The following is a 21,539-nucleotide window of genomic DNA, read 5'->3' as shown; positions in this document are numbered from 1 at the left end:
CGCCTCCTTGTATCTCATGATGAAGATGCCTCTGCGAGGTCACCGGAGAAGGGCCACTGGCGCGGTTGAACGATTGAGACCCCCTCCACGCCAGTGGCCCGCCTCACATGGATAAGAGAGTAAACCGAGGCCGCAAAATTGGGTATAAAAATTTTGCTTCACAACGGACTTGTTATCGATATGCAACCAAGCCGACGGGGGCCGTCATGATCTCAAAAATGTTCTTCACAAATGGCTGCATCCCGGAAACCCCTGCGAAATACGCGGGAAATGCCCGGTAGCCCGGGGTCGGCGGCGCCCGCCAGCCGCCTGCGGCATCGGTAATCAGTTATTGGCACCTAACTGGAAGAGCGTATGGGGCGCGGAGCACACGGCTCGCCCTGGCAACCATCCGGCGTCGCGATCTCAGGCGATGGTCCGTCGTGTGGCGTCGAGCCGCTTGGTCCAGCCGCGGCCGTCAAGGTATTCCAGCAGCGGGATCGCGACCCTCCGGGTGGTGTCCAATGCCTGGCGGGCCTCGCTGGTCGTGAACGGTTGCGGCAAGGCGGCGAGCTCCCGCATGGCCAGGGCAGGTGCCCGCGGCAGCAGGACGACGCCGTCACCGAGCCGCAGCAGGCGGCCGCTGCGCTCGGCTGCCGCCAGTTCGCGGGATCCCAGGCCGAGGGCCTGCAGGTCGTGGGCTTCCGGGGCGGCAAACGGCGCCTGCTTCAGCCGGCTCTCCAGCGCTCCGATTCCGGGCTCGGCCGCGCCGAGGTCCTGGCGCTGCCCCGGAAGATTGATATAGCCCGCACGGTGCTCCAGTCCCGCTTCCCGGACGACTGCCTCCAGCAGCGCGCCGCCAGCCGGTCCGATCAGGTCCCGGGCGGCTCCCAGGGAGAGCCCGGCCGCCAACGGGTCCTGTTCGCCGAGTTGCTCCACGGCGCTGCGCAGCCGCCGCCCCCACGCCTCGAAGACCGGTTCGTGCACCCACCACTCGCCGAAGGCCCTCACCCCGGCGGGCACCCGGTCCAGGCCGCCAACACCCATCCGGCGCAACTGGTCGATACGGACCGCGCCCCGGCGGGCCACTTCCGTCAGCGGGTCCCCGCCGGGTGGCATGGCGGCCAGGACGCCGGCCCGCCGGCTGCTGTCGCCGCGGCGGTCGAGCGCGGGCGGTTCGACGTCGAGAATCTGTGCCCCGGCCAAGACCGATCGGCTGCCGGTCGCCCGCAGTACCAAACGGTCGCCCAGTTCGAGGGGCAACCGACGGTCGAGGGTCAGGCGGGCGTGGTCCGGACCGAACGGGCGCATCCGGCCGGGCACGGCGGCGGTGCCGATGTGGACGACCACTTGGCCTGGTGCGTCTGCGAAAGAGGCACCCATGGTCCGCCGGACATCGACCGTGTCCACTACCGGCCAGCTATCCCCCGTGATGAGCACGTCGCCGCGGTGGATGGCATCAGCCGACAGCCCGGACCGGAGGTTGACGGCGACGCGGCTTGTAGGGCCAACGGAGTCGGCGGCCACATTGCAGCTGTGCAGGGCCCGCACGGATACTGGGCTGGCGCCATCGTGGCCGCTAAGCAGCAAGCGGTCGCCCTGGGCTAGCGTGCCAGCCGTCAAGGTCCCGGTCACGACCGTTCCGGCGCCACTGATGGTGAACGACCGATCGATCCACAACCGCACGCGTGCGTCCGGTTCCGGTTCGGGCAAAGACGCCAGCATGTCGTCCATTGCGCCGCGCAGCTCGTCGAGCCCGGTCCCGTCGACAGCGGATACGGTGACGGCCGGCGCGTCGCGCAGGCCGGTGCCCTTGAGTTCGGCCCGCACCCGTGCAAGCACCCCGTCGGTGCCGCCAGGCGCACGGTCACTGCGGGTCAGCACCACGATCCCGTGGCTGATCCCCAGGGCTGCGACGGCGTCGCGATGGTCGCTGGACTGGGCCTGCCAGCCTTCATCGGCGGCAACGACGAAGCACACGGCGGGCGCCGGCCCGAGCCCGGCCAGCATGTTGCCCAGGAAACGTTCGTGTCCGGGGACGTCCACGAACGCCACATCCCTGCCCGAGGTCAGCCTGGTCCACGCGAACCCGAGGTCGATCGTCAACCCACGGCGGCGCTCCTCGGCCCACCGGTCGGGCTCCATCCCGGTCAGCGCGCGCACCAGGGTGCTCTTGCCGTGATCGACGTGGCCGGCAGTGGCCACCACGTACATCTTCAGCCGCCTCCCGCCCCGAGTGGTTCTCCGATGTGCATCAGGGCTGCCCGTACCGCATCGGCCAGCCGTTCATCCTCGTCCTCCGGGATGCACCGCAGATCCAGCAGGCACGCGCCGCCGTGGACCCGGGGCAGCACCGCCGGGTCCCCAGTGCGAAGCAACGGTGCCGCGCCTTCGGGGAGCCGGATCGCCCACCCGGGCAGCGGCACGCCCGGCGCTCCCCCGCCCCCGACCCTGCCGTCGTGCTCGACGAGGGCAAAGCCGACAGCCTCCGCGAGCGCTTCGGTGCGTTCACGCAGCCGCCCCGGGTCGGCGTGCAGGGCGGCGGTCACCGGCGGCGCCTCCCCGGAGACCGTCGCTTCCAGCGCGGCCAGTGCCAACTTGTCCGCCCGCATCGCCCGAGCCAGCGGGTGGCGCGCCAGCCTGGCAATGACTTCGGCACGCCCGAGCAGAAGTCCTGCCTGCGGGCCGCCCAGGAGTTTGTCGCCACTGGCGATCACGACGTCGGCACCGGCCTCCAGCGCGCTGGCGACATCGGGCTCGTCAGGCAGCACGGGGTCCGGGGCCAGCAGGCCGCTGCCGAGATCCACTACCAAGGGAATACGGTGTTCATCGGCCAGCGAGCGTAGCTGGCTGATGCCCACGCCGGAGGTAAACCCGGTGACCCGGAAATTGCTGGGGTGCACCTTGAGCAGGCAGCCGGTCTGCTCCCCCAGTGCGGACGCGTAATCGTGCAGGTGCGTCCGGTTGGTAGTGCCCACTTCCCGCAACCGGGTTCCGGTCGATTCGATGAGCTCGGGAAGCCTGAAGCCCGCACCGATTTCGACGAGCTCGCCGCGGCTGATGACAACCTCGCCCGTGCCGGCCAGGACGGTGGTGGCCAGCAGCAGGGCGGCCGCCCCGTTGTTCACCACCAGCGCGTCCTCGGCGGCGGGACACGCGCGCTTCAGCGCCTCCCGCGCTCCGGCTCCGCGCCGGGCGCGCGTCCCCGACGTCAGGTCCATTTCGACGTCGACATAACCGGCCGCCGTGAGCATGGCCCTCCGGGCGGACTCCGACAGCGGGGCACGTCCGAGGTTCGTGTGCACGATGACGCCGGTCGCGTTGAGCACCGGCCGCAATGATGTGGCCGCGCGGGATGCTACTGCGGACAGGACCTCCGGCTCGACGTCCTCGGGCGCAAGCTCGCCGGAGCGCGCCCGGTCCTGGATCCCCCGGACGATGGAACGGATCACGTCGTCGCCTAGCCGTCCCCGGGCGTGCCGAAGCTCCGCGTGCGCGAGCAATCGATCGGTGCGCGGAATAAGTCTTCGCGGATCGTCTTCGCCCACGCTCCTCCTTCGGCTGCGGCAGCTGGCGGAGGCGGACGGGAATCGAACCCGCCAGGCCGAGGTACTCGGCCTCACCGGTTTTGAAGACCGGGGGGCCCACCAGGACCCGGACGCCTCCAAGAGGATGCTAACACCGCCCTGCCCTCCTAGGGTCGTCGTCGCCTCCCGCTGCTCCTAGCGTCGTCGTCGCCTCCCCCTGCTCGCAGCCTCCCCCGCACGCTTCGCGCACGGGGACCCCTGGCAGCTCTCTGGCTCGCTTCGCTTCGCAGCGGGGCCCTCGGCTCCTAGCGTCGTCGTCGCCTCCCCCTTCGCGGCCTCCCCCGCACGCTTCGCGCACGGGGACCCCTGGCAGCTCTCTGGCTCGCTTCGCTTCGCAGCGGGGCCCTCGGCTCCTAGACTGGGGGCATGGACGGGATGATGGCCCTAGACCAGGAACAGTCCGGAGCGGTCCGGCTCACCGGTTATGCGCATGGCGGAGGGTGCGCCTGCAAAATTCCCCCCGGGGAGCTCGAGGATGTCGTCCGGGGCCTGGTCGGACAGACCCACCCCGACGTTCTGGTGGGTCTCGACGGCGGCGACGACGCCTCCGCCGTGCTGGTCGGCGACGACCTTGCGGTGCTCTCGACGGCGGACTTCTTCACTCCGGTGGTCGACGACCCTTACGACTGGGGCCGGATCGCGGCGGCGAACGCCGTATCCGATATCTATGCCATGGGCGGGCGTCCCGTCAGCGCCATCAATCTTGTCGGCTGGCCGCGGGACACGCTGCCGATGGAGTTGCTGGCCGAGGTTCTGCGCGGAGGGCTGGCGGTTGCGGCCGAAGCCGGCTGCCCGGTGACGGGGGGACACTCAGTCGATGACCCGGAACCCAAATACGGAATGGCGGTGACCGGCGTCGCCAACCCCGGTGCGCTGCTGCGCAACGATGCTGCCCTGCCCGGGCTGCCGCTCACGCTGACCAAGCCCATTGGCCTGGGCTTGCTGAACAACCGGCACAAGCAAACCGGCGAGGTATTCGCCGAAGCCATTGCGACGATGGTGCAGCTGAACCGGGAGGCGGCCGAAGCGGCCGTGCAGGGCGGCCTCCGCGCCGCGACCGATGTCACCGGGTTCGGCCTGCTGGGCCACCTCTATAAGATGTGCCGGGCCTCCGGCGTGGGTGCGGTCATCGACCGGAATGCGGTGCCGCTGGTCGCCGGCGCCCGGGAAGCACTGCGGGACGGTTTTATCTCCGGCGGAACGCGGCGCAATCTGGAGTGGGTGCGTCCCCACCTGCGGCCGGGGCCCGGGGTCTCCGAGGAGGACCTGCTCATGCTCGCCGACGCCCAGACCTCCGGCGGACTGCTCGTCGTGGGCGAGCTGCCCGGACATCCCGTCATCGGACACACGACCGGAGGGCCTGGCATCGTAGTGCGCTAGGGCGTCGCGCGTTCACCGTTGGCGGCCGGCCCCGCGTGCTCGGCACACGCCCCTTGGCGGCCCCCATAGCTCGCTGGGCTCGCTGCCGGGCTCCGGGCGCTAGCCGGCCGGTCGCCGGGCGGCTCACTCGATGGTCGTAATTGAATCGTGGACGACGCCTGCCTCGCGGCGTGCAGCTAGCCGCCTCTTCTGCGGCTCGATCGTGTAACGGGGACTTTCCGTAGAGCGAATACCGGCGCGCAGGATCCCGAACCGGGTGAGCGCCGAGGCACTGAGCAGCGCCACGCCGGAGACTGCAGCGGTGAGCCGGTGCCGGCCGCCGAGCAGGGCTCCGACACCGCCGACGACGGCCAGCCGCTCGCTCCAGGCGAGCATCCGACCCGGGCCATCCAGGTGCAGGGGCTCGGCCGCGACCGGGTCCATGTTTTTCTCCATGAGCCGGCTGGCGATCAACTCGCCGGCGACTCCGAGCACAGCCAGTGCCCGGGCCGGCCCGGCCTCCCGGACCGGAGTGGTGATCATGGCCAGGCCTCCCGCGGCGAGGCTGGCAGAACTGACGAAGACGAAGGGCAAATCCTCCCGCGCGGCGTTCCAGGTCGGGTTCGCGGTGTCCGACAGCAGGACCGCGGTGTAGGCGGACAGCGGAGCCGCGAACACGGCGGCTTCGATCCCCGCCGGCCCCTCAAGCCCGCGCAGCAGCCGGCGTAGGGGCCCGAGCGGCAGCCTTGACCCGGTCATCCGGTCGATCTCGGACACGGCTGTGACTCCGACACCGGCGCTGAACGCCGTCAGGATCCACGAGCCCAGGCTCATCGGCGATGTGAGCTTGATGGTGCGAAGCATATTGAGGAACCGCTCGGGGCGGCCCAGGTCCTCCACGAGAGCCACGGCACCCGCCCCGACGGCGGCGAGAGCGGCCAGCCGGCTGTTACGGCACAGGACCGTCCTGCCGGTTAGCTGCGCGCCGACGGCGAGCAGCGCCGAACCGCCGGCCACTCCCCCGAGGAAGAGGTAGACGGCGATCGGGTCTCCCCACGGCGGCGGCTTGACGACGGGCCGGCCGTAATAGGAAGTGAACTCGGCCTCGGGAACCATCGGCACTTCGCCGCGGCCCTCGCCCGTCCCGGCACGACGGCGCTTGCCGCCCCGCTTGCGCCCGCGCGGCGGTTCGGGCGGGCGGTACTCGTCGAAATCGGAAACCGTCAAACCCTGCCTCCCGCCAGGAAGGCCGCGGTAGCGGCGGCGAGCATGCCGGCGGCGGCAATGCCCGCCCGTTTGAACATGCGCGGGAGGTCCGCCGTGGGCACCCGGGGGTCCGGCGGAAGCCCGTACACCTCCGGTTCGTCCAGCAGCAGGAAGACGGAACCGGTACCGCCCACGCCGTCGGAATCATTGGCGCCGTAGAGCCGCGCCTCCGTCAGCCCGCGCGCATGCAGTTGGGCCACCCGTTCCTTCGCCGTGGCCACCATGTCCTCGCGCTCGCCGTACTTGATCGACGTCGTCGGGCAGGCCTGTGCGCACGCGGGCGTCTGGTCGTCGACGATCCGGTCGTAGCACAAGGTGCACTTCTGGGCGACCCCGGCGTTGCGGGTCGGGGCCTGCTCGCCCGGCGTGAAGTCGCGCTCGGTCTTCGGCCCTGCCGTGCCGTCGCTGCGCCGCTCGATCACCCCGAACGGGCACCCGGCCACGCAGGTGCCGCAGCCGTTGCAGACGTCGTCCTGCACGACGACGGTTCCGTGCTCCGTGCGGAACAAAGCACCGGTGGGACAGACGTCGAGGCAGCCGGCGTTGGTGCAGTGCTTGCACACATCGGAAGACATCAGCCACCGGAAGTCGGGGGTGTCCGGCGGCGTCGTGTCCGCGCCGGCGAGATTCGCTGCGCGGTCCCCCGGCGGGCCAAGGCCGGGCATGCCAAGACTGACGAGAGCCCGCCCGGATTCCCGGGCCCGGCCGATCTGCTCGCTGTCTTGCTCGATGAACGCGACGTGGCGCCAGGTATCTGCTCCCAGCGACCCGGTGTTGTCGTAGGAAGAACCGAGCAGCTCGTATTCCGAGTCCTGGGGATTGCGGTTCCATTCCTTGCAGGCGACCTCGCAGGCCTTGCATCCGATGCAGATCGAGGTGTCGGTGAAGAAGCCCTTCCGCGGATGCCCGGTGTGCCTGATGTGGTCCGGAGATTCGGTCAGTTGGTTCATTCAGTTCTCCTCCTTCGTCCCGTGGCCCGAAGCGCGGCCGGGACTGGTGGGCTTCTGGTTGCCGGTCTCCGGCGTCACCCCTGCGCGGGTCTGGTAATCGGCAACCAACGTCAGGAGCGCGGCGCCACGCGGCCGGCGCCCCGGAACGATGTCGCACGACCCGGCCTTGGACTCCTGGATCTGTACGTTCGGGTCGAGGGTCACGCCGAGCAGGTCGTTGGCCGCATCGCCGGAAACCACAGCGTCCTGCCCAACGCCCCAGTGGTAGGGCAATCCGATCTGGTGGAAGGTCTTCCCGCTCACGACCAGCGGCTTCACCCGTTCGGTTACCAGCACCCTGGCCTCGATCGCCGACCGCGGCGAAATGATGGTCGCCCATCCGTAGGGCTCCAGTCCTCGTTCGGCCGCCAGTTCCGGGGACACCTCGCAGAACATTTCCGGTTGGAGTTCGGACAGGTAGGGCAGCCACCGGCTCATCCCGCCGGCCGTGTGATGCTCCGTCAGGCGGTACGTGGTGAACACGAAGGGGTACACCTCGGAACCGCGCTCGCCCGCGCTGGGCGCGCTGAGATTGTCCGCGCGCGGATAGGTCAGCCGGGCAGGATTCTGCTGCTGCCGGTAGAGCGGGTTGGCGATCGGAGATTCCTGGGGCTCGTAGTGCGTTGGCATCGGGCCGTCCACCATGCCCTTCGGCGCGAAGAGCCATCCCTTGCCGTCCGATTGCATGATGAACGGATCGTCGCCGGCGAGCGCCGCGGCCCCGCCTGCCTCGGGATCCGGAGCAGCCCCCGGTGCGCGGTCCACGGGGAAGTCCGGCACGTCCTGTCCGGTCCACCGGTTCTGCTCCGGGTCCCACCAGACGTACTTCTTGCGTTCGCTCCACGGCTTGCCGTCGGGGTCCGCGGATGCCCGGTTATAGAGAATCCTCCTGTTCGCAGGCCAGACCCATCCCCACTCGGGCGCGACCAGGCCTTGCTCCTGCTGCGGTTTCCGGTCGGCGGCATGGTTGATCCCGTCCGCATAGACTCCGGTGTAGATCCAGCATCCGCCCGAGGTCGACCCGTCGGCGCGCATCTCTGTGTAGGACGAAAGCGGCTTTCCGGCCTGAGGCCCGGTCAGATGCCGGCCGTTGATCTCTGCGAGCACCGCCTCGGGGTCAGGCTCGCCGTGTTCGTTCAGGGGATAGTCCCACGTCAGGTCCAGCAACGGCCGGTCCCGCTCATCGGTCGAGCCTGCCAGTTTCGCCCGGATGCGCTGTCCCAGTTCGTAGAAGAAGTCCAGTTCGCTCTGGCTGTCGCCCGGCGGCCGGACGGCCTGGTGGCGCCATTGGAGCATCCGCTGCGTCTGAGTGAAGGAACCGGCCTTTTCCACATGGGTGGCCGCCGGCATGAAGAAGACTTCGGTGGCAATGTCTTCGGTCTTGAGTTCGCCCGAGGCGATCTCCGGGCCGTCCTTCCACCACGTCGCCGATTCGATCAGGCTCAGGTCCCGCACGACCAACCATTTCAGGTGGGACATGCCCAGCCGCTGCATCCGTCCGTGGGCCGACCCGACGGCTGGGTTCTGGCCGAAGATGAAGTAGCCCTCGACCTCGTCGTCGAGCATTTTCATGACCGTCTCATACGTGCCGTGGGGGCCGTTGATTCGGGGTAAGTATCGGTAGCCCCATTCCGAGTCCTCGTTGGCCGCATCGCCCCACCAGGCCTTGAGCAGGCTGATGGTGTAGGTGTCGGCGGCCGCCCAGTATCCCTTTTGGGTCGGCGAGGCGATGCCCTCGAGGTACTGCTCCAGGGTCTCCATGTCGGCCTTGGGCATCGGGAGGTAGCCGGGGAGCAAATTGAACAGGGTCGGGATGTCGGTGGAGCCTTGGATGCTGGCGTGGCCGCGCAGCGCCATGATTCCCCCGCCGGGGCGCCCGACATTGCCCAGCAGCAATTGCAGGATCGCCGCGGTCCGGATGAACTGTGCGCCCAAGGTGTGCTGCGTCCACCCGACGGCGTACGCGAAGCAGGTGGTCCGGTCCCTTCCGGAATTCTCCGTCACAGCCCGGGCCAGATAGTCGAAATCCTCGAGGGAAATGCCGCAGGCCTCGCGGACCATCTCGGGCGTGTAGCGTGAGTAGTGCCGCTTGAGGATCTGGAACACGGTCCGCGGGTGCTGCAGCGATGGGTCTCGTTCGAATTGAGGGTTCGCCAGCGGCGGGCCCCCGCTGCCGTACTGATGGCCGGCCGCCCGCGCCGAGGTATCGGCGCCGTGCTCGTGCCCGCCGTGTCCTTCCGCGCCGCGCTTCCGTTCATAGGCCCAGGAAGACAGGTCGTACTGCCCGGTCTCGGGATCGAACCCGGAGAACAGTCCGTCCAGGTCCTCGGTGTCACGGAAGTCCTCGCCGACCAACGTCGCCGCGTTGGTATAGGAGAGCACGTACTCCTTGAACCACAGTTCGTTGCTGAGCACATGGTTAATCAGGGCGCCCAGCAGCACGACGTCAGATCCGGCCCGGATGGGCACATGCTTGTCGGCCACCGCGCTGGTGCGGGTGAACCGCGGGTCCACGTGGATGACCTTTGCACCCCGTGCCTTGGCCTCCGTCACCCACTGGTAGCCCACGGGGTGGCATTCGGCCATGTTGGAGCCCTGGATGACGATGCAGTCGGCATTTGCCATGTCCTGGAGCGATTGTGTGGCGCCGCCCCGCCCAAACGAGGTTCCCAAACTGGGAACCGTGGCGGAGTGTCAAATGCGGGCCTGGTTCTCCAGCTGGATGGCTCCCGCGGCGGTGAAGAGTTTCTTGATCAGGTAGTTCTCTTCGTTGTCCAGAGTCGCCCCGCCAAGACCGGCGATGCCCATGGTGCGGCGCAGCGGCCGGCCCTGCGCATCGTCCTGCTGCCAGTTGTTCCGGCGTGCCTCGAGGAATCTCTCGGCCACCATCTCGATGGCGGTGTCCAGGTCAAGCTGCTGCCAGTCCTTGGCGTACGGCGCCCGATAGAGCACCTTTGTCTGCCTGCCGGGCGCGTTGACCAGTTGCTCGCTGGCCGATCCTTTGGGGCAGAGCCGCCCGCGGGAAATCGGCGAATCGGGGTCCCCTTCGATCTGGACGACTTTTTCGTCCTTGACGAAGACGCGCTGGCCGCATCCGACGGCGCAGTACGGGCACACGCTCTGGACCACTCGGTCCGCAGTCGACGTCCGCGGCGTGATCCCTCGGGTCTTCGGCGATGTCACGGCTTCACCGCGGCCGAGTGGATCACCCGACGCGATTTGCCGGACCACCGGCCATCCTAAGAAGCTGAACCGCGACATGGGGCCACCATAGCCCATCGCGCCTCCCCGACAATAGGGGTGCACGGCATTTGGGTCCGGAGCATCTACTAGGCCGTCAATCCTGATCCGAGCTGCTGGTCGGAGGCTGAAGATGCGCGTCGGTAACGCCGGACGTTGAAGCGGGACTCACCACTCAGCCCAGGACTTCGTCGACATAGCACCAGCGCCACGACTCACCCGGTTCGACGCTGCGCATGACTGCGTGTCCCGAGGTGCTGTAGTGCCGGGCCGCGTGCAGGCCGGGGGAAGAATCGCAGCACCCGACGTTGCCGCATTCCAGGCAGAGGCGCAGGTGGACCGGCGTGGTTCCTTCGGTGAGGCAGTCGAGGCACTGCGGGTCGACCGGAACCGGCCGGTCCGGTGCCTGGCCGAGGTGCCCGCAGCCGGCCGCCACCTCCTGCGGTACTACCAAGAACGCCCCGTGGCGGGTGCCGCAGTCGTCCATCGCGGCGTCGAGCATCGATTCTTCGACATCCAACCGCTCCAGCACCTCATCCACCACCTCGGCAGGATAGGCACCCGTTCCGCGAAGTTCCAGGACTTTGGCCCGTTCGGCGTCCAGCATGGCCACCCGCAACTGGGCATAGCGGCGGCTGGGGGTGCGGATTTCGGTTTCCGGCCGGCCCAGCCGCTCCCAGGCTGCCAAGCTGCGCTCCTGGGTCCGGCGCTGCAGCATGGCCAGGACTTCAGGCGGATCCTCGGGGACAGCGGCCGTGCGCAGCCTATCCAGTCCTGCTGCCATGGTCTGCTGGAGCATCGAGGCCTGGGTCAGCGCGTCCTGCCCGGGGTCCGGACCATGCAGTCCCAGCCTACGTACCAGCCAGGGCAGGCTGAATCCCTGCAGCACCAAGGTTCCGCCCACTACGACCAGGGCGGCGAGGACAAGGACCTGGCGGTGGGGTATGTCCTGCGGCAGGACCAGGGCCGCTGCCAGGGTCACCACGCCGCGCATCCCGGCCCACGAGACAACGGCGGGTACCTGCCAGCCCGGAGCCGGTTCCGATCGTCTGACTCGGGGGACCAGGCGCGGGAGATAAATGGCGGGAAATACCCAGACGGGGCGCAGGACCAGTACTGCCAGGAGCACCACCGCGCAGGTCCACCAAGCGCGCCCGATGCCGAGCGGATCAGCATTCGCGGCATCAATGATCGACCGCACCTGCAGCCCGATCAGCAGGAAAACAGCATTTTCCAACAGGAACTGTACGGTGGCCCAGTTGCTGCGCTGGCTCAACCGGGATGCACCGCCGGGCATGGCGGGACTGTAGGTGCCGATGATCAGTCCGGCGACGACGACAGCGAGGACGCCGGAGGCATGGATTGCCTCGGCCGGGATAAACGCCACGAAGGGAGCGGCCAGCGACATTGAGGTATTGATGGCTACATTGCGCACCCTCTTGCGGATCTGCAGCAGCACCCAGGCAGCAGCCGCTCCGGCCGCTGCTCCGCCGGCCACCGCGAGCAGGAACTCCAGTCCGATCTCCAGTAGGGTGACACTGCCGGCTATAGCGGCGATCGAGGCCCGGAGCAGGACCAGTGCTGTTGCATCGTTGACTAGCGACTCGCCCTCAAGGATGTTCACGATCTGCCGCGGCATGCCCACCCGCCGGGCGATGGATGTGGCGGCCACCGCGTCGGGTGGCGCGACCACGGCGCCGAGGGCAAACGCGGCCGGCAGCGGGACGTCGGGCAGCAGCCACCAGACCACCAGTCCGGTGGTGACGGTACCGAAGATCACGTAGCCGACCGAGAGCAGTCCGATCGACCGCTTGTTGGCCTGGAACTCCACCACCGAGGTGCGCAATGCTGCCGCATAGAGCAGCGGCGGCAGGATCCCGATCAGGACGATCTCCGGGATCAGGACCACCGGTGGAATGAAGGGCAGATACGATCCCGCAACGCCGGCCAGCACCAGCAGGAGCGGGACGGAGACTTTCAACCGGCGGCCGAGCGCGCTGACCGCGCAAACCACCACCACCAGAGCCAGCAGACCGACGGCGACGTCCATGAACCTATTCTGGCCGCTTGACGGCGTCGAGCAACCGCGGCGGCACGCGACCAACACCGACGCCGGTGATCCGTCGTGGCTGTCGAACGGCACCCGCTCTGCCGATGCGCCGGTGGGCGCCGGTGCAGGGCAGCAGGCGCCCTAGACCTCATGCGCCTAAAATACTGACATGCCTACACGTGTTCACGAGTTTGCCTGGCCTGATCGGGTCGTCGTTGGCACCATTGGCCTTCCGGGGGCGCGTACGTTCTATTTGCAGGTGCGTGCGGGGACGCAGATCGTGAGTATTGCCCTGGAGAAGCAGCAGTCGGCTCTGCTCGCGGAGAAAATCGACGAAATTCTCGACCAGCTCATCACCGTCGAGGGCAACCCCTTCAGCGTTCCCACGAGTACTCCCATTGAACTTGTCGATAATGACCAGCTCGAGGCAGTTCAGGAGCAGTTTCGCACCGGCTCCATGAGCCTAGGTTGGGACCCGACGACGGCGCAGGTCGTGATAGAGGCCTACGCCATCACCGACGTCGATGCCCCCGACGACGAATCGCTTGATGAGGGCGGGACTGAGGCGGCCGAAATGCTGCTGGTGCGAATGCCGGTCGGCACAGCCCGCGCATTCGCCAAGCGCACCCGTGAGATCGTGGGCGCCGGACGTCCGACGTGCCCGCTCTGCGGCTACCCCATAGACGCCGACGGCCACATCTGCACCCTTCCCGAGGCCTGATGCCAGCGCCGGACCTGGTGACCGCCGAGCTGACGCTCACCGGCCGCATCACGACAGCTTCGAACGCGACATTTTTGGGCAGCATCGGCGACGTGGTGGTCGTCTATAAGCCGATAGCAGGCGAAAGTCCGCTGTGGGATTTTTCCGACGGCACCCTGGCTCACCGGGAGGTGGCCGCCTACCTGGTCTCGCAGGCCTTCGGCTGGGGCGTCGTACCGCAGACCTGGCTGCGCGATGGTCCGCTGGGCGTAGGAATGGTGCAGCTCTGGCAGGGGCAAGACCTTGCCCAAAGCGCCGTAAACCTGGTCGCGGCGGACCAGGTGCCGGAGACGGGCTGGAAACACGTTCTCGAGGGTCGAGATGAGAACGGACAGATGGTCGCCCTCGTTCACGAAGACTCGCCGGCGCTCAGACGCATGGCGGTGTTCGACATCATCGTCAACAACGCCGACCGCAAAGGCGACCACATTCTTGCAATGACGGACGGACACCGGCACGGCGTGGACCATGGGCTGACCTTTCACCGTGACCACAAGCTGCGCACGGTGCTGTGGGGATGGCTGGGAGACGCTCTAACCGCCGAGGAACGCGACGGCATAGACCGTGTCAACGAGGGACTGCACGGCGGCCTGGGCAGAGACCTGGCGGACTTGCTCAGCGCCGAAGAAATCGCATCGCTCGCCGCTCGCTGTGCCCGGTTGCGCTTGGCAGGGCGGTTTCCGCCTCCGAGCGGGGAGATGTCTGCGGTGCCCTGGCCGCTGTTCTAAATTCGTTATGCAGCAGAATGCCGGCCGGCATCATTTCGACTTGGCAATGGGCGGCCGTATAAGCGCATGGCCGCCAAGAACAAGTGCTCTTGGCGGCCATCGCAATAGGTCTCCGGGATCAGGAACTAGACGTTGAAGCGGAACTCCACCACGTCGCCGTCGACCATTACATAGTCCTTGCCTTCGATCCGCACCTTGCCGCGGGACTTGGCCTCCGCCATCGAGCCGGCCTCGACGAGGTCCGCGAAGGAAACGACCTCCGCCTTGATGAAGCCGCGCTGGAAGTCCGAGTGGATCACCCCGGCGGCCTGCGGTGCGGTGTCGCCCTGGTTGATCGTCCAGGCGCGTGCCTCCTTGGGCCCCGCGGTCAGGTAGGTCTGCAGCCCCAGGGTGTGGAAGCCGACGCGGGCGAGCTGGTCGAGGCCGGACTCCTCCTGGCCGTTCATTTCCAGCATCTCCCGGGCCTCTTCGGGCTCCAGTTCGACCAGGTCGGATTCGAGCTTGGCGTCGAGGAAAACAGCATCGGCCGGAGCCACGAGCTTGGCCAGTTCGGCCTGCCGTTCCTGGCTGCCGAGGATCTGGTCGTCCACGTTGAAGACGTAGATGAACGGCTTGGCAGTCAGCAGGCTCAGTTCCTTGAGATTCGCCAGGTCCAGCTTGTCGCTCTCCGCGGACGCGTAGATCGTGTCGCCGCGTTCCAGCACCTTGCGGGCACCCTCGAGGGCCGCCAGCTCGGCCGCGTCGCGCTTCTTGATCTTCACTTCCTTCTCGATGCGCGGGAAGGCCTTCTCGATGGTCTGCAGGTCCGCCAGGATCAGTTCGGTATTGATCGTCTCCATGTCGGAAACGGGGTCCACCTTGCCTTCGACGTGCACCACGTCGGGGTCGTCGAAGACGCGAATGACCTGGGCGATGGCCTGGGCTTCGCGGATGTTCGCCAGGAACTGGTTGCCGAGCCCCTCGCCTTCCGAGGCGCCGCGGACGATGCCGGCGATGTCCACGAAGGAGACGGTGGCGGGCAGGATCCGCGCGGAGCCGAAGATCTCCGCGAGCTTGTCCAGCCTCTCGTCCGGCAGCGGCACCACTCCGACGTTGGGTTCGATGGTGGCGAACGGATAGTTCGCCGCCAGCACCTGGTTGCGGGTCAGCGCGTTGAAGAGGGTTGATTTGCCGACGTTGGGCAGTCCGACGATGCCAATAGTAAGAGCCACGGTAGTCAAGGATACCGGTGCGGCCGCGTAGGGCGCGATTCGTCCCGGGGAGCCCTTGGGCTAAATTGTCATACCCCGCTGGCAAGCTGGAGCCATGGATGCTTTTCAGGTTGTACTGGTGCTGCTGGCGCTGCTCCTCGGAGCGGCGGGCGGCGCGTGTGCCGTGGCCGTACCGTTCCGGCGCAGGGTGCGGGACCTATCGGAGGAAATTGACGACGCCGGGGCCCGGCTGGGTGCCGCGGCCGCGAGCCTGGCGGCGGCGGAGGCGGAGAACCGGCTGCTCAGCCAGCACAACCGGCAGCTCTCCGCGCAGGGCGAGCAGGAGAATGTGGTGCTCCGCGCCCTTGGGCCGGTCGGCGAGAAACTCCGCAGTGTCCAGCAGCAGGTCAGCCTGCTGGAGCGGGACCGGGTGGAGCACTACGGCCAGCTCCAGGAACAGCTGCGCGCGGCCCGGCTCAGCGACGAGCAGCTGCTGCGTTCCACCCAGACGCTGACGGCGGCCCTGCAATCGAATTCGGCGCGCGGCCAGTGGGGCGAGGTGCAGCTGCGGCGCGTAGTGGAGGCCGCCGGCATGCTGGCGCACGTCGACTTCTCGGAGCAGGTCCATCTGGCCGGGTCGGACCGATCGATGCGGCCGGACATGCTGGTGCGGCTGCCCGGCTCCAAATCGCTGGTGGTGGACGCCAAGGTACCGCTGCGGGCCTACCTTGAGGCGCAGGAGCTGCCGGCCCACGGGGATACCAATATGGAACGCCAGCGGGCCCAGCTGCTGGCCGCCCATGCCAAGGCGGTGAAGGCGCACGTGGACGCCCTGGCCGGCAAGAAGTACTGGGAGGGAGTGCAGGCCTCGCCGGAACTGGTGCTGTGCTTCCTGCCGGCCGAGTCGGTGCTGTCGGCGGCGCTGCACAGCGACCCGGAGCTGCTCGACTACGCGTTCGCCCGCAACGTCGGGCTGGTCTCCCCCGTGTCGCTGCTGGCCTCGCTGAAGTCAGTGGCCTTCAGCTGGCGGCAGGAGGTGCTGACCGAAAACGCCCGCGAGATCTTCGAACTCTCGCGCCAACTGTACGAGCGGCTGGGAACCCTGGGCGAGCATGTCACGCGGCTGGGTTCCTCGCTCAAGGGCTCGGTGGAGAGGTACAACTCCTTCGTCGGCACCTTGGAATCGAGGGTGCTGCCGACCGCACGCAAGATCAACGCCTTCGATCCGTCCGCGCTGGAGCCGGCCCCCGGCCCTACCGCGCTGGAGAGTACCCCGCGCCTGTTGTCGGCGCCGGAGTTGATCTCGGGACAGGAACGCAGCGCCTAGGGATCCCGGGCGGGCCTTGCGATCCGGGCCCGTTGGAACCTGCAACCGGTTCCCGCGGGCCCGCCAGCCGTTTCAGCGCGAACCCGCCACCGGTTTCCGCGCAGCCTGCTACTGGTTGGGACGGGAGCCGCGGCCGCCCAAGCCGCGGGAGACGTCGCCCTTTTCCTTCAGCGTCGCCCGGAGCTCCTTCGGCAGCGAGAAGAGGATGTCCTCTTCGGCCGTAACCACTTCTTCCACGTCGGCGTAGCCGTACTCGGCCAGCAGCGCGAGGACCTCCCGCACGAGGACCTCGGGCACCGATGCTCCGGAGGTCAGCCCGATCGTAGAGACTCCCTCGAACCAGGACTCGTCCACCTCGTTGGCGAAGTCGACGCGATATGAGGCCTTCGCTCCATACTCGAGGGCGACTTCCATCAGGCGCACCGAGTTGGACGAGTTCGCGGAACCGACCACGATCACCAGGTCGGCCTGCGGGGAAATCTTCTTGATCGCCGCCTGCCGGTTGGAGGTGGCGTAGCAGATGTCGTCGCTGGGCGGATCCTGCAGCTTCGGGAACCGCTCACGCAGGATGGACACGATCTCCATGGTCTCGTCGACCGACAGCGTGGTCTGGGACAGCCAGATCAGCTTGTCGGGGTCGCGGACCTGGACCGTCCGTGCTTCCGCCGGGTTGTTGACGATCGTCGTGTGGTCCGGCGCCTCGCCGTAGGTGCCCTCGACTTCCTCGTGCCCCTCGTGTCCGACAAGCAGGATCTCGTTGCCGTCGCGGGCGAAGCGGACCGCCTCGCGGTGCACCTTCGTGACCAGCGGGCAGGTCGCGTCGATCGTGCGCAGCCCGCGGTCGTCGGCTGACTGGACCACCGCCGGAGAAACGCCGTGCGCCGAGAAGATGACGAGGGCGCCCTCGGGAACCTCGTCGGTCTCTTCGACGAAGATCGCGCCCTTCTCCTCCAGCGTGCTGACCACGTGCAGGTTGTGCACGATCTGCTTCCGCACGTAGACCGGCGGCCCGTAGTGTTCCAAAGCCTTTTCGACGGCGATCACGGCCCGGTCCACACCCGCGCAGTATCCGCGCGGCGCGGCGAGGAGGACCCGTCGCGGGCCTTCCACTTCGGCAGCGGCGGCGATTTCCTCCGGGCTGCGGCGCTTGCGCGGGATGCTGGGCATGGGAACAGAGACAGCGGTGCTCGTCATGCCCTCCATGCTAGCCGCTTCCACCACGGGAACCAGCTCGGCAGTAAGCCCCGTCACGGGGTGCGCGCGGGCTGCGGCAGGGCGGACGACGGCCGGGCAGGAATCAATACTGTCGGTGATTGCTGATAAGAATGTATGGACTTGCTCTACCGATTGGCATGGCCCCGCACGGGCTGAGAGGGGCTCCTGACGTGAACCACAACCATGGACTTGTCCACGGAGAAGTGGGCTCCCCCGCCGCAAACACGACCCTGCCTGCTACGGCCATGGAGACTACGGCGGAAAACCCGTGGCCGCTGCGGATGCTTTCGCAGAAGCTGAAGACCCATATCGAACGGGTGCCGCCTACCTGGGTCGAAGGCCAGGTCATCGAGCTGAACCGGCGCAACAGCGTGACCTACCTGACCCTGCGCGATACGGAGGCCGAGGCGTCGTTCAGCCTGATGGCTTTCAACAGCGTCATGGCCCGGCTCGAACTCCCGCTGGAGCCGGGATCGCGCGTCGTCGCCCAGCTCAAGCCCGAGCTCTATGTCAAAACCGGCCGGCTCTCGATGCAGACGCGGGACATCCGCCCGGTTGGTTTGGGCGACCTGTTGGCCCGGTTGGAACGGCTGCGGCAGGCGCTGGGCCGCGAAGGCCTGTTCGACGCCGACCGCAAGAAGCCGCTACCCATGCTGCCGCACCGAATCGGGTTGATCACCGGCCGGGATTCAGACGCCAAGAAGGACGTGATCCGCAACGCCTCGCTGCGCTGGCCCGCCGTGGCATTCGAGGTCCGCGAGGTGGCAGTGCAGGGCGTCAACGCGGTATCCCAAGTCATGAAGGCCCTGGCCGAGCTTGACGGCCGTCCGGACGTCGACGTCATCGTCATCGCGCGCGGCGGCGGTTCGCTGGAGGACCTGCTGCCGTTCAGCAGCGAGGACCTGATCCGCGCCGTTGCGGCGGCGGCCACGCCCGTGGTTAGCGCCATCGGCCATGAGGCAGACCGGCCGCTGCTCGACGAGGTCGCCGACCTGCGCGCGTCCACCCCTACCGATGCGGCCAAGAGGATCGTCCCGGACGTCAACGAGGAGCTCACGCGCATCGGGCGCGCACGCCAGATGCTGGACCGCCGCGTCGACCACCTGATCCGGGTGGAGTCCGAGCGGCTGGCCGCCCTGCGCAGCCGCCCGGTGCTGTCCGCTCCGGCGACCATGGTCGCCTCCCGGGCCGAGGACATCACGCGCCTCACGCAGCGGGCGCGCAACTGCATGACGTCGGCCCTCCATCGTGACGCGGACCGCGTTGGCCATTTGAAGGCGCAGGTCCGCGCGCTCTCCCCGCAGAACACCCTGGACCGGGGCTACGCCGTCGTCCAGTTGCCGGACGGCAGCGTCCTGCGCGACAGCGCGGACGCCGCGGCGGACACCAGGCTGCGGATCCGGGTGGCGGTCGGCGAAGTGGCGGCCAAAGTCATCTAGGCGCGGCCGGCCCGTCCCCCGCCGACATTTACATCCCTTTTGCAGAAACGAGCGAACCCATGACTGAGACCCCGACGGCCAACGCGGGCAACGGAGACAACACCGACATCGCGGCGATGAGCTACGAGCAGGCCCGGGAGGAGCTGGTGGCTGTGGTCAACCAGCTGGAAGCGGGCAATACCAGCCTTGAGCAGTCCCTGGCGCTGTGGGAGCGCGGCGAAGCGCTCGCGGCGCGTTGCGAAGCGTGGCTCGAAGGCGCGCGCCAGCGCCTGGATGCCGCCCGCGCGGGCGCCGAAGACGGCAGCGCCGGCCCTGCGGCCTAGCTCTCCTCCAGCCGCCGCTTCTCCGACTCGACGTCGAAGGTCGCCTCCGGCCACCGCGGGTCGATCGCGGCCAGCGTGCCGATCAGCAGCTGCTGTACTGCGATCCGCGCATACCATTTGCGGTCGGCCGGCACCACGTACCACGGGGCTATATCGGTGCTGGTCCGCTCGAACACCAGCTGGTAGGCGTGCTGGTACTCGTCCCAGAAGGCCCGGTCATCCACGTCGCCGGGGTTGTACTTCCAGTACTTGTCCGGACGTTCCAGCCGCTCCTTCAGCCGCTTCTCTTGCTCGTCCTTGCTGATGTGCAGCATCACCTTGATGATGCGGGTGCCGCTGGCGGCAACCTTCGCCTCGAACTCGTTGATCATGGCGTAGCGCTGCTCCACCTCGGCTAGCGGCGACAGCCCGCGGACGCGGTGGATCAGGACCTCCTCGTAGTGGGAGCGGTCGAAGACGCCGATGATCCCGTCCGGCGGCAGTTCCTTCTCGACACGCCAGAGGAAGCCGTGCGTCTGTTCCTCCCTGGTCGGCGCCTTGAAGGCCCTGTGCTTCACGCCCTGCGGGTCGACCGAGCCGATCACGTGCCGGACGATTCCGCCTTTGCCTGCCGTGTCCATCGCCTGCAGCACCAGCAGGACAGAGTCTGTGGCTCCGAAGCGGCTCTGGGCGAACAGTTTTTCCTGGAGCTCGGACAGTGCATCGTCTGCCGAGGCCAGCAGCTGCGAGCCTTCGTCCTTACCGCCGTCGAAGCCAGGCGCCGAGTTCGGATCCACGTCGGCCAGCCGGAAACCCTCGCGCACGCGCAGCAGGCCTGCCGGGTCGAATCTCGCGGCCGCCTCCGCGCCCGCTTCCCCGTTTACCCTCTTCATGGCCGGTACGTGCTCAGGAACTCGCCGATGCGGCTGACTGCTTCTTCGAGGATGCCCAGGTTTGGCAGCGTCACCAGGCGGAAGTGGTCCGGCTTCACCCAGTTGAACGCCCGGCCGTGCGAGATCAGGATCTTCTGCTGCTTCAGCAGGTCCAGGGCGAAGGCCTCGTCGTCCTTAATCGGGTAGACGTCCGGATCCAGCTTCGGGAACAGGTACAGCGCGCCCTTGGCCTGCTGGGTGCTCACGCCCGGGATGGCGTTGAGCATCTCGTACGCCTTGTCCCGCTGTTCCAGCAGCCGCCCCCCGGGCAGGATCAGGTCGTTGATGCTCTGGTAGCCGCCCAGTGCCGTCTGGATGGCGTGCTGCGCCGGCACATTCGCGCAGAGCCGCATGTTCGTGAGCAGGTTGATGCCCTCGATGTAGTCCGACGCCAGATGCTTCGGCCCCGAGACGGCCATCCAGCCGCTGCGGAACCCGCAGACCCGGTACGCCTTGGACAGGCCGCTGAAGGTCAGGATCAGCACGTCGTCCGCCAGCAGCGCGGTGTTGGTGTGGACGGCGTCTTCGTAGAGGATCTTCTCGTAAATTTCGTCCGAGAAGACCACGAGATTGTGCCGGCGGGCCAGCTCCAGCATCCCCTCGAGGATGTGCCGCGGATAGACGGCGCCGGTGGGGTTGTTCGGATTGATGATGACCAGGCCCTTGGTGTTGGGCGTGATCTTCCGCTCCATGTCCTCCAGGTCCGGCAGCCATCCCTCTTCCTCCACGCAGAGGTAGTGGACGGGATGGCCGCCGGCCAGGCTGACGGAGGCGGTCCAGAGCGGATAGTCCGGCGCCGGGATCAGCACCTCGTCGCCATTGTTGAGCAGCGCCTGCAGGCTCATCGTGATGAGCTCGCTGACCCCGTTGCCCAGGTAGACGTCGTCAACGCCGATCTCCTGGATCCCACGGGTCTGGTAGTACTGCGACACCGCCGTGCGGGCCGAGAAGATGCCGCGCGAATCGCTGTAGCCCTGCGCGTTCGGCAGGTTCCGGATCATGTCCACCAGGATCGCGTCCGGCGCCTCGAAGCCGAACGGCGCGGGATTGCCGATGTTCAGCTTCAGGATGCGGTGGCCCTCGGACTCCATCCGCTGGGCATGCTCAAGCAGCGGGCCTCGGATGTCGTAGAGGACGTTATGGAGCTTGTTGGACTGCTTGAACTCGGCCATTCAA

16 protein-coding genes, 1 tRNA gene and 1 pseudogene are annotated in these 21,539 nt (G+C 67.8%); 7 read left to right on the top strand and 11 right to left on the bottom strand.

The window, feature by feature from the left end:
* Positions 1 to 405 precede the first annotated feature (405 nt).
* The 3 genes from selB to WFH44_RS06000 all read right to left on the bottom strand — a co-directional run bounded on the left by selB (position 406) and on the right by WFH44_RS06000 (position 3,645).
* On the bottom strand, positions 406 to 2,193 hold the full coding sequence (selB, locus tag WFH44_RS06010; protein ID WP_336712475.1) for a selenocysteine-specific translation elongation factor: 1,788 nt from the start codon (positions 2,191 to 2,193) through the stop codon (positions 406 to 408).
* Positions 2,194 to 2,195: 2 nt separating this feature from the next.
* The gene (gene selA / locus WFH44_RS06005; protein WP_336712474.1) at positions 2,196 to 3,527 is read right to left on the bottom strand and encodes an L-seryl-tRNA(Sec) selenium transferase; all 1,332 of its coding nucleotides are present in this window, start codon (positions 3,525 to 3,527) and stop codon (positions 2,196 to 2,198) included.
* Between the two features lie 23 nt (positions 3,528 to 3,550).
* Positions 3,551 to 3,645 (bottom strand) — tRNA-Sec (locus WFH44_RS06000).
* A 296-nt stretch (positions 3,646 to 3,941) separates the two neighbouring features.
* Between WFH44_RS06000 and selD the strand changes: the two genes are divergently transcribed.
* Positions 3,942 to 4,946 (top strand): selenide, water dikinase SelD, encoded by a 1,005-nt coding sequence (gene selD / locus WFH44_RS05995; RefSeq protein ID WP_442892883.1) that lies wholly within the window; start codon positions 3,942 to 3,944, stop codon positions 4,944 to 4,946.
* 123 nt (positions 4,947 to 5,069) lie between these two features.
* On the opposite strand, the gene nrfD is transcribed toward selD, so the two are convergent.
* From nrfD to WFH44_RS05975, 4 genes are all read right to left on the bottom strand, one after another.
* On the bottom strand, positions 5,070 to 6,152 hold the full coding sequence (gene nrfD / locus WFH44_RS05990) for an NrfD/PsrC family molybdoenzyme membrane anchor subunit (protein ID WP_336712470.1): 1,083 nt from the start codon (positions 6,150 to 6,152) through the stop codon (positions 5,070 to 5,072).
* Positions 6,149 to 7,141 carry a 4Fe-4S dicluster domain-containing protein gene (locus tag WFH44_RS05985; protein ID WP_336712469.1) on the bottom strand — a complete coding sequence of 331 codons (993 nt, stop codon included), beginning with the start codon at positions 7,139 to 7,141 and terminating at the stop codon, positions 6,149 to 6,151. The genes nrfD and WFH44_RS05985 overlap by 4 nt, the downstream gene beginning before the upstream one ends.
* A complete protein-coding gene (gene fdh, locus WFH44_RS05980; protein WP_336712468.1) occupies positions 7,142 to 10,441 on the bottom strand; it encodes a formate dehydrogenase in 3,300 nt (1,099 codons plus the stop codon).
* 154 nt (positions 10,442 to 10,595) lie between these two features.
* On the bottom strand, positions 10,596 to 12,470 hold the full coding sequence (locus WFH44_RS05975; RefSeq protein ID WP_336712466.1) for a Na+/H+ antiporter: 1,875 nt from the start codon (positions 12,468 to 12,470) through the stop codon (positions 10,596 to 10,598).
* Between the two features lie 40 nt (positions 12,471 to 12,510).
* Here WFH44_RS05975 and WFH44_RS05970 point away from each other — a divergent pair.
* From WFH44_RS05970 to WFH44_RS05960, 3 genes and pseudogenes are all read left to right on the top strand, one after another.
* Positions 12,511 to 12,615 (top strand): annotated as a pseudogene (locus WFH44_RS05970) (histidine phosphatase); the annotation flags it as partial.
* Between the two features lie 24 nt (positions 12,616 to 12,639).
* The gene (locus WFH44_RS05965) at positions 12,640 to 13,191 is read left to right on the top strand and encodes a DUF3090 domain-containing protein (protein WP_336712465.1); all 552 of its coding nucleotides are present in this window, start codon (positions 12,640 to 12,642) and stop codon (positions 13,189 to 13,191) included.
* Positions 13,191 to 13,958: an SCO1664 family protein gene (locus tag WFH44_RS05960; protein ID WP_336712464.1), complete on the top strand. Its 768-nt coding sequence runs from the start codon at positions 13,191 to 13,193 to the stop codon at positions 13,956 to 13,958. The genes WFH44_RS05965 and WFH44_RS05960 overlap by 1 nt, the downstream gene beginning before the upstream one ends.
* A gap of 125 nt (positions 13,959 to 14,083) precedes the next feature.
* Here WFH44_RS05960 and ychF read toward each other — a convergent pair whose 3' ends face one another.
* Positions 14,084 to 15,169: a redox-regulated ATPase YchF gene (ychF, locus tag WFH44_RS05955; RefSeq protein ID WP_336712462.1), complete on the bottom strand. Its 1,086-nt coding sequence runs from the start codon at positions 15,167 to 15,169 to the stop codon at positions 14,084 to 14,086.
* Positions 15,170 to 15,263: 94 nt separating this feature from the next.
* Between ychF and WFH44_RS05950 the strand changes: the two genes are divergently transcribed.
* Positions 15,264 to 16,475 carry a DNA recombination protein RmuC gene (locus WFH44_RS05950; RefSeq protein ID WP_336712461.1) on the top strand — a complete coding sequence of 404 codons (1,212 nt, stop codon included), beginning with the start codon at positions 15,264 to 15,266 and terminating at the stop codon, positions 16,473 to 16,475.
* A gap of 108 nt (positions 16,476 to 16,583) precedes the next feature.
* On the opposite strand, the gene WFH44_RS05945 is transcribed toward WFH44_RS05950, so the two are convergent.
* Complete coding sequence (locus WFH44_RS05945) at positions 16,584 to 17,669, bottom strand: 4-hydroxy-3-methylbut-2-enyl diphosphate reductase (protein ID WP_336712459.1); 1,086 nt, start codon at positions 17,667 to 17,669, stop codon at positions 16,584 to 16,586.
* Between the two features lie 191 nt (positions 17,670 to 17,860).
* Between WFH44_RS05945 and xseA the strand changes: the two genes are divergently transcribed.
* Both xseA and WFH44_RS05935 read left to right on the top strand, forming a co-directional pair.
* Positions 17,861 to 19,129 carry an exodeoxyribonuclease VII large subunit gene (gene xseA, locus WFH44_RS05940; RefSeq protein ID WP_336712457.1) on the top strand — a complete coding sequence of 423 codons (1,269 nt, stop codon included), beginning with the start codon at positions 17,861 to 17,863 and terminating at the stop codon, positions 19,127 to 19,129.
* Between the two features lie 59 nt (positions 19,130 to 19,188).
* A complete protein-coding gene (locus WFH44_RS05935) occupies positions 19,189 to 19,452 on the top strand; it encodes an exodeoxyribonuclease VII small subunit (RefSeq protein ID WP_336712456.1) in 264 nt (87 codons plus the stop codon).
* Here WFH44_RS05935 and WFH44_RS05930 read toward each other — a convergent pair.
* Both WFH44_RS05930 and WFH44_RS05925 read right to left on the bottom strand, forming a co-directional pair.
* A complete protein-coding gene (locus WFH44_RS05930; protein WP_336712455.1) occupies positions 19,449 to 20,324 on the bottom strand; it encodes a PPK2 family polyphosphate kinase in 876 nt (291 codons plus the stop codon). The two genes, WFH44_RS05935 and WFH44_RS05930, sit on opposite strands and share 4 nt — an antisense overlap.
* Positions 20,321 to 21,535, bottom strand: a complete 1,215-nt coding sequence (locus WFH44_RS05925; protein WP_264795170.1) for a pyridoxal phosphate-dependent aminotransferase — start codon at positions 21,533 to 21,535, stop codon at positions 20,321 to 20,323. Before WFH44_RS05925 ends, WFH44_RS05930 begins: the two co-directional genes overlap by 4 nt.
* Positions 21,536 to 21,539: the final 4 nt, after the last annotated feature.

It is taken from the genome of Arthrobacter sp. USHLN218, from assembly GCF_037144715.1.
Classification (GTDB): domain Bacteria; phylum Actinomycetota; class Actinomycetes; order Actinomycetales; family Micrococcaceae; genus Crystallibacter.
Note: the sequence above shows the minus strand (reverse complement) of the source record. Positions and strands in the feature narration are given on the sequence as shown.

Excerpts from the sequence above, each read along its gene's own strand:
- selB (WP_336712475.1), bottom strand. The coding sequence starts at position 2,193 with ATGTACGTGGTGGCCACTGCCGGCCACGTCGATCACGGCAAGAGCACC.
- selD (WP_442892883.1), top strand. The coding sequence starts at position 3,942 with ATGATGGCCCTAGACCAGGAACAGTCCGGAGCGGTCCGGCTCACCGGT.
- WFH44_RS05985 (WP_336712469.1), bottom strand. The coding sequence starts at position 7,141 with ATGAACCAACTGACCGAATCTCCGGACCACATCAGGCACACCGGGCAT.
- WFH44_RS05975 (WP_336712466.1), bottom strand. The coding sequence starts at position 12,470 with ATGGACGTCGCCGTCGGTCTGCTGGCTCTGGTGGTGGTGGTTTGCGCG.
- WFH44_RS05965 (WP_336712465.1), top strand. The coding sequence starts at position 12,640 with ATGCCTACACGTGTTCACGAGTTTGCCTGGCCTGATCGGGTCGTCGTT.
- WFH44_RS05960 (WP_336712464.1), top strand. The coding sequence starts at position 13,191 with ATGCCAGCGCCGGACCTGGTGACCGCCGAGCTGACGCTCACCGGCCGC.
- WFH44_RS05950 (WP_336712461.1), top strand. The coding sequence starts at position 15,264 with ATGGATGCTTTTCAGGTTGTACTGGTGCTGCTGGCGCTGCTCCTCGGA.
- WFH44_RS05945 (WP_336712459.1), bottom strand. The coding sequence starts at position 17,669 with ATGACGAGCACCGCTGTCTCTGTTCCCATGCCCAGCATCCCGCGCAAG.
- WFH44_RS05935 (WP_336712456.1), top strand. The coding sequence starts at position 19,189 with ATGACTGAGACCCCGACGGCCAACGCGGGCAACGGAGACAACACCGAC.
- WFH44_RS05930 (WP_336712455.1), bottom strand. The coding sequence starts at position 20,324 with ATGAAGAGGGTAAACGGGGAAGCGGGCGCGGAGGCGGCCGCGAGATTC.
- WFH44_RS05925 (WP_264795170.1), bottom strand. The coding sequence starts at position 21,535 with ATGGCCGAGTTCAAGCAGTCCAACAAGCTCCATAACGTCCTCTACGAC.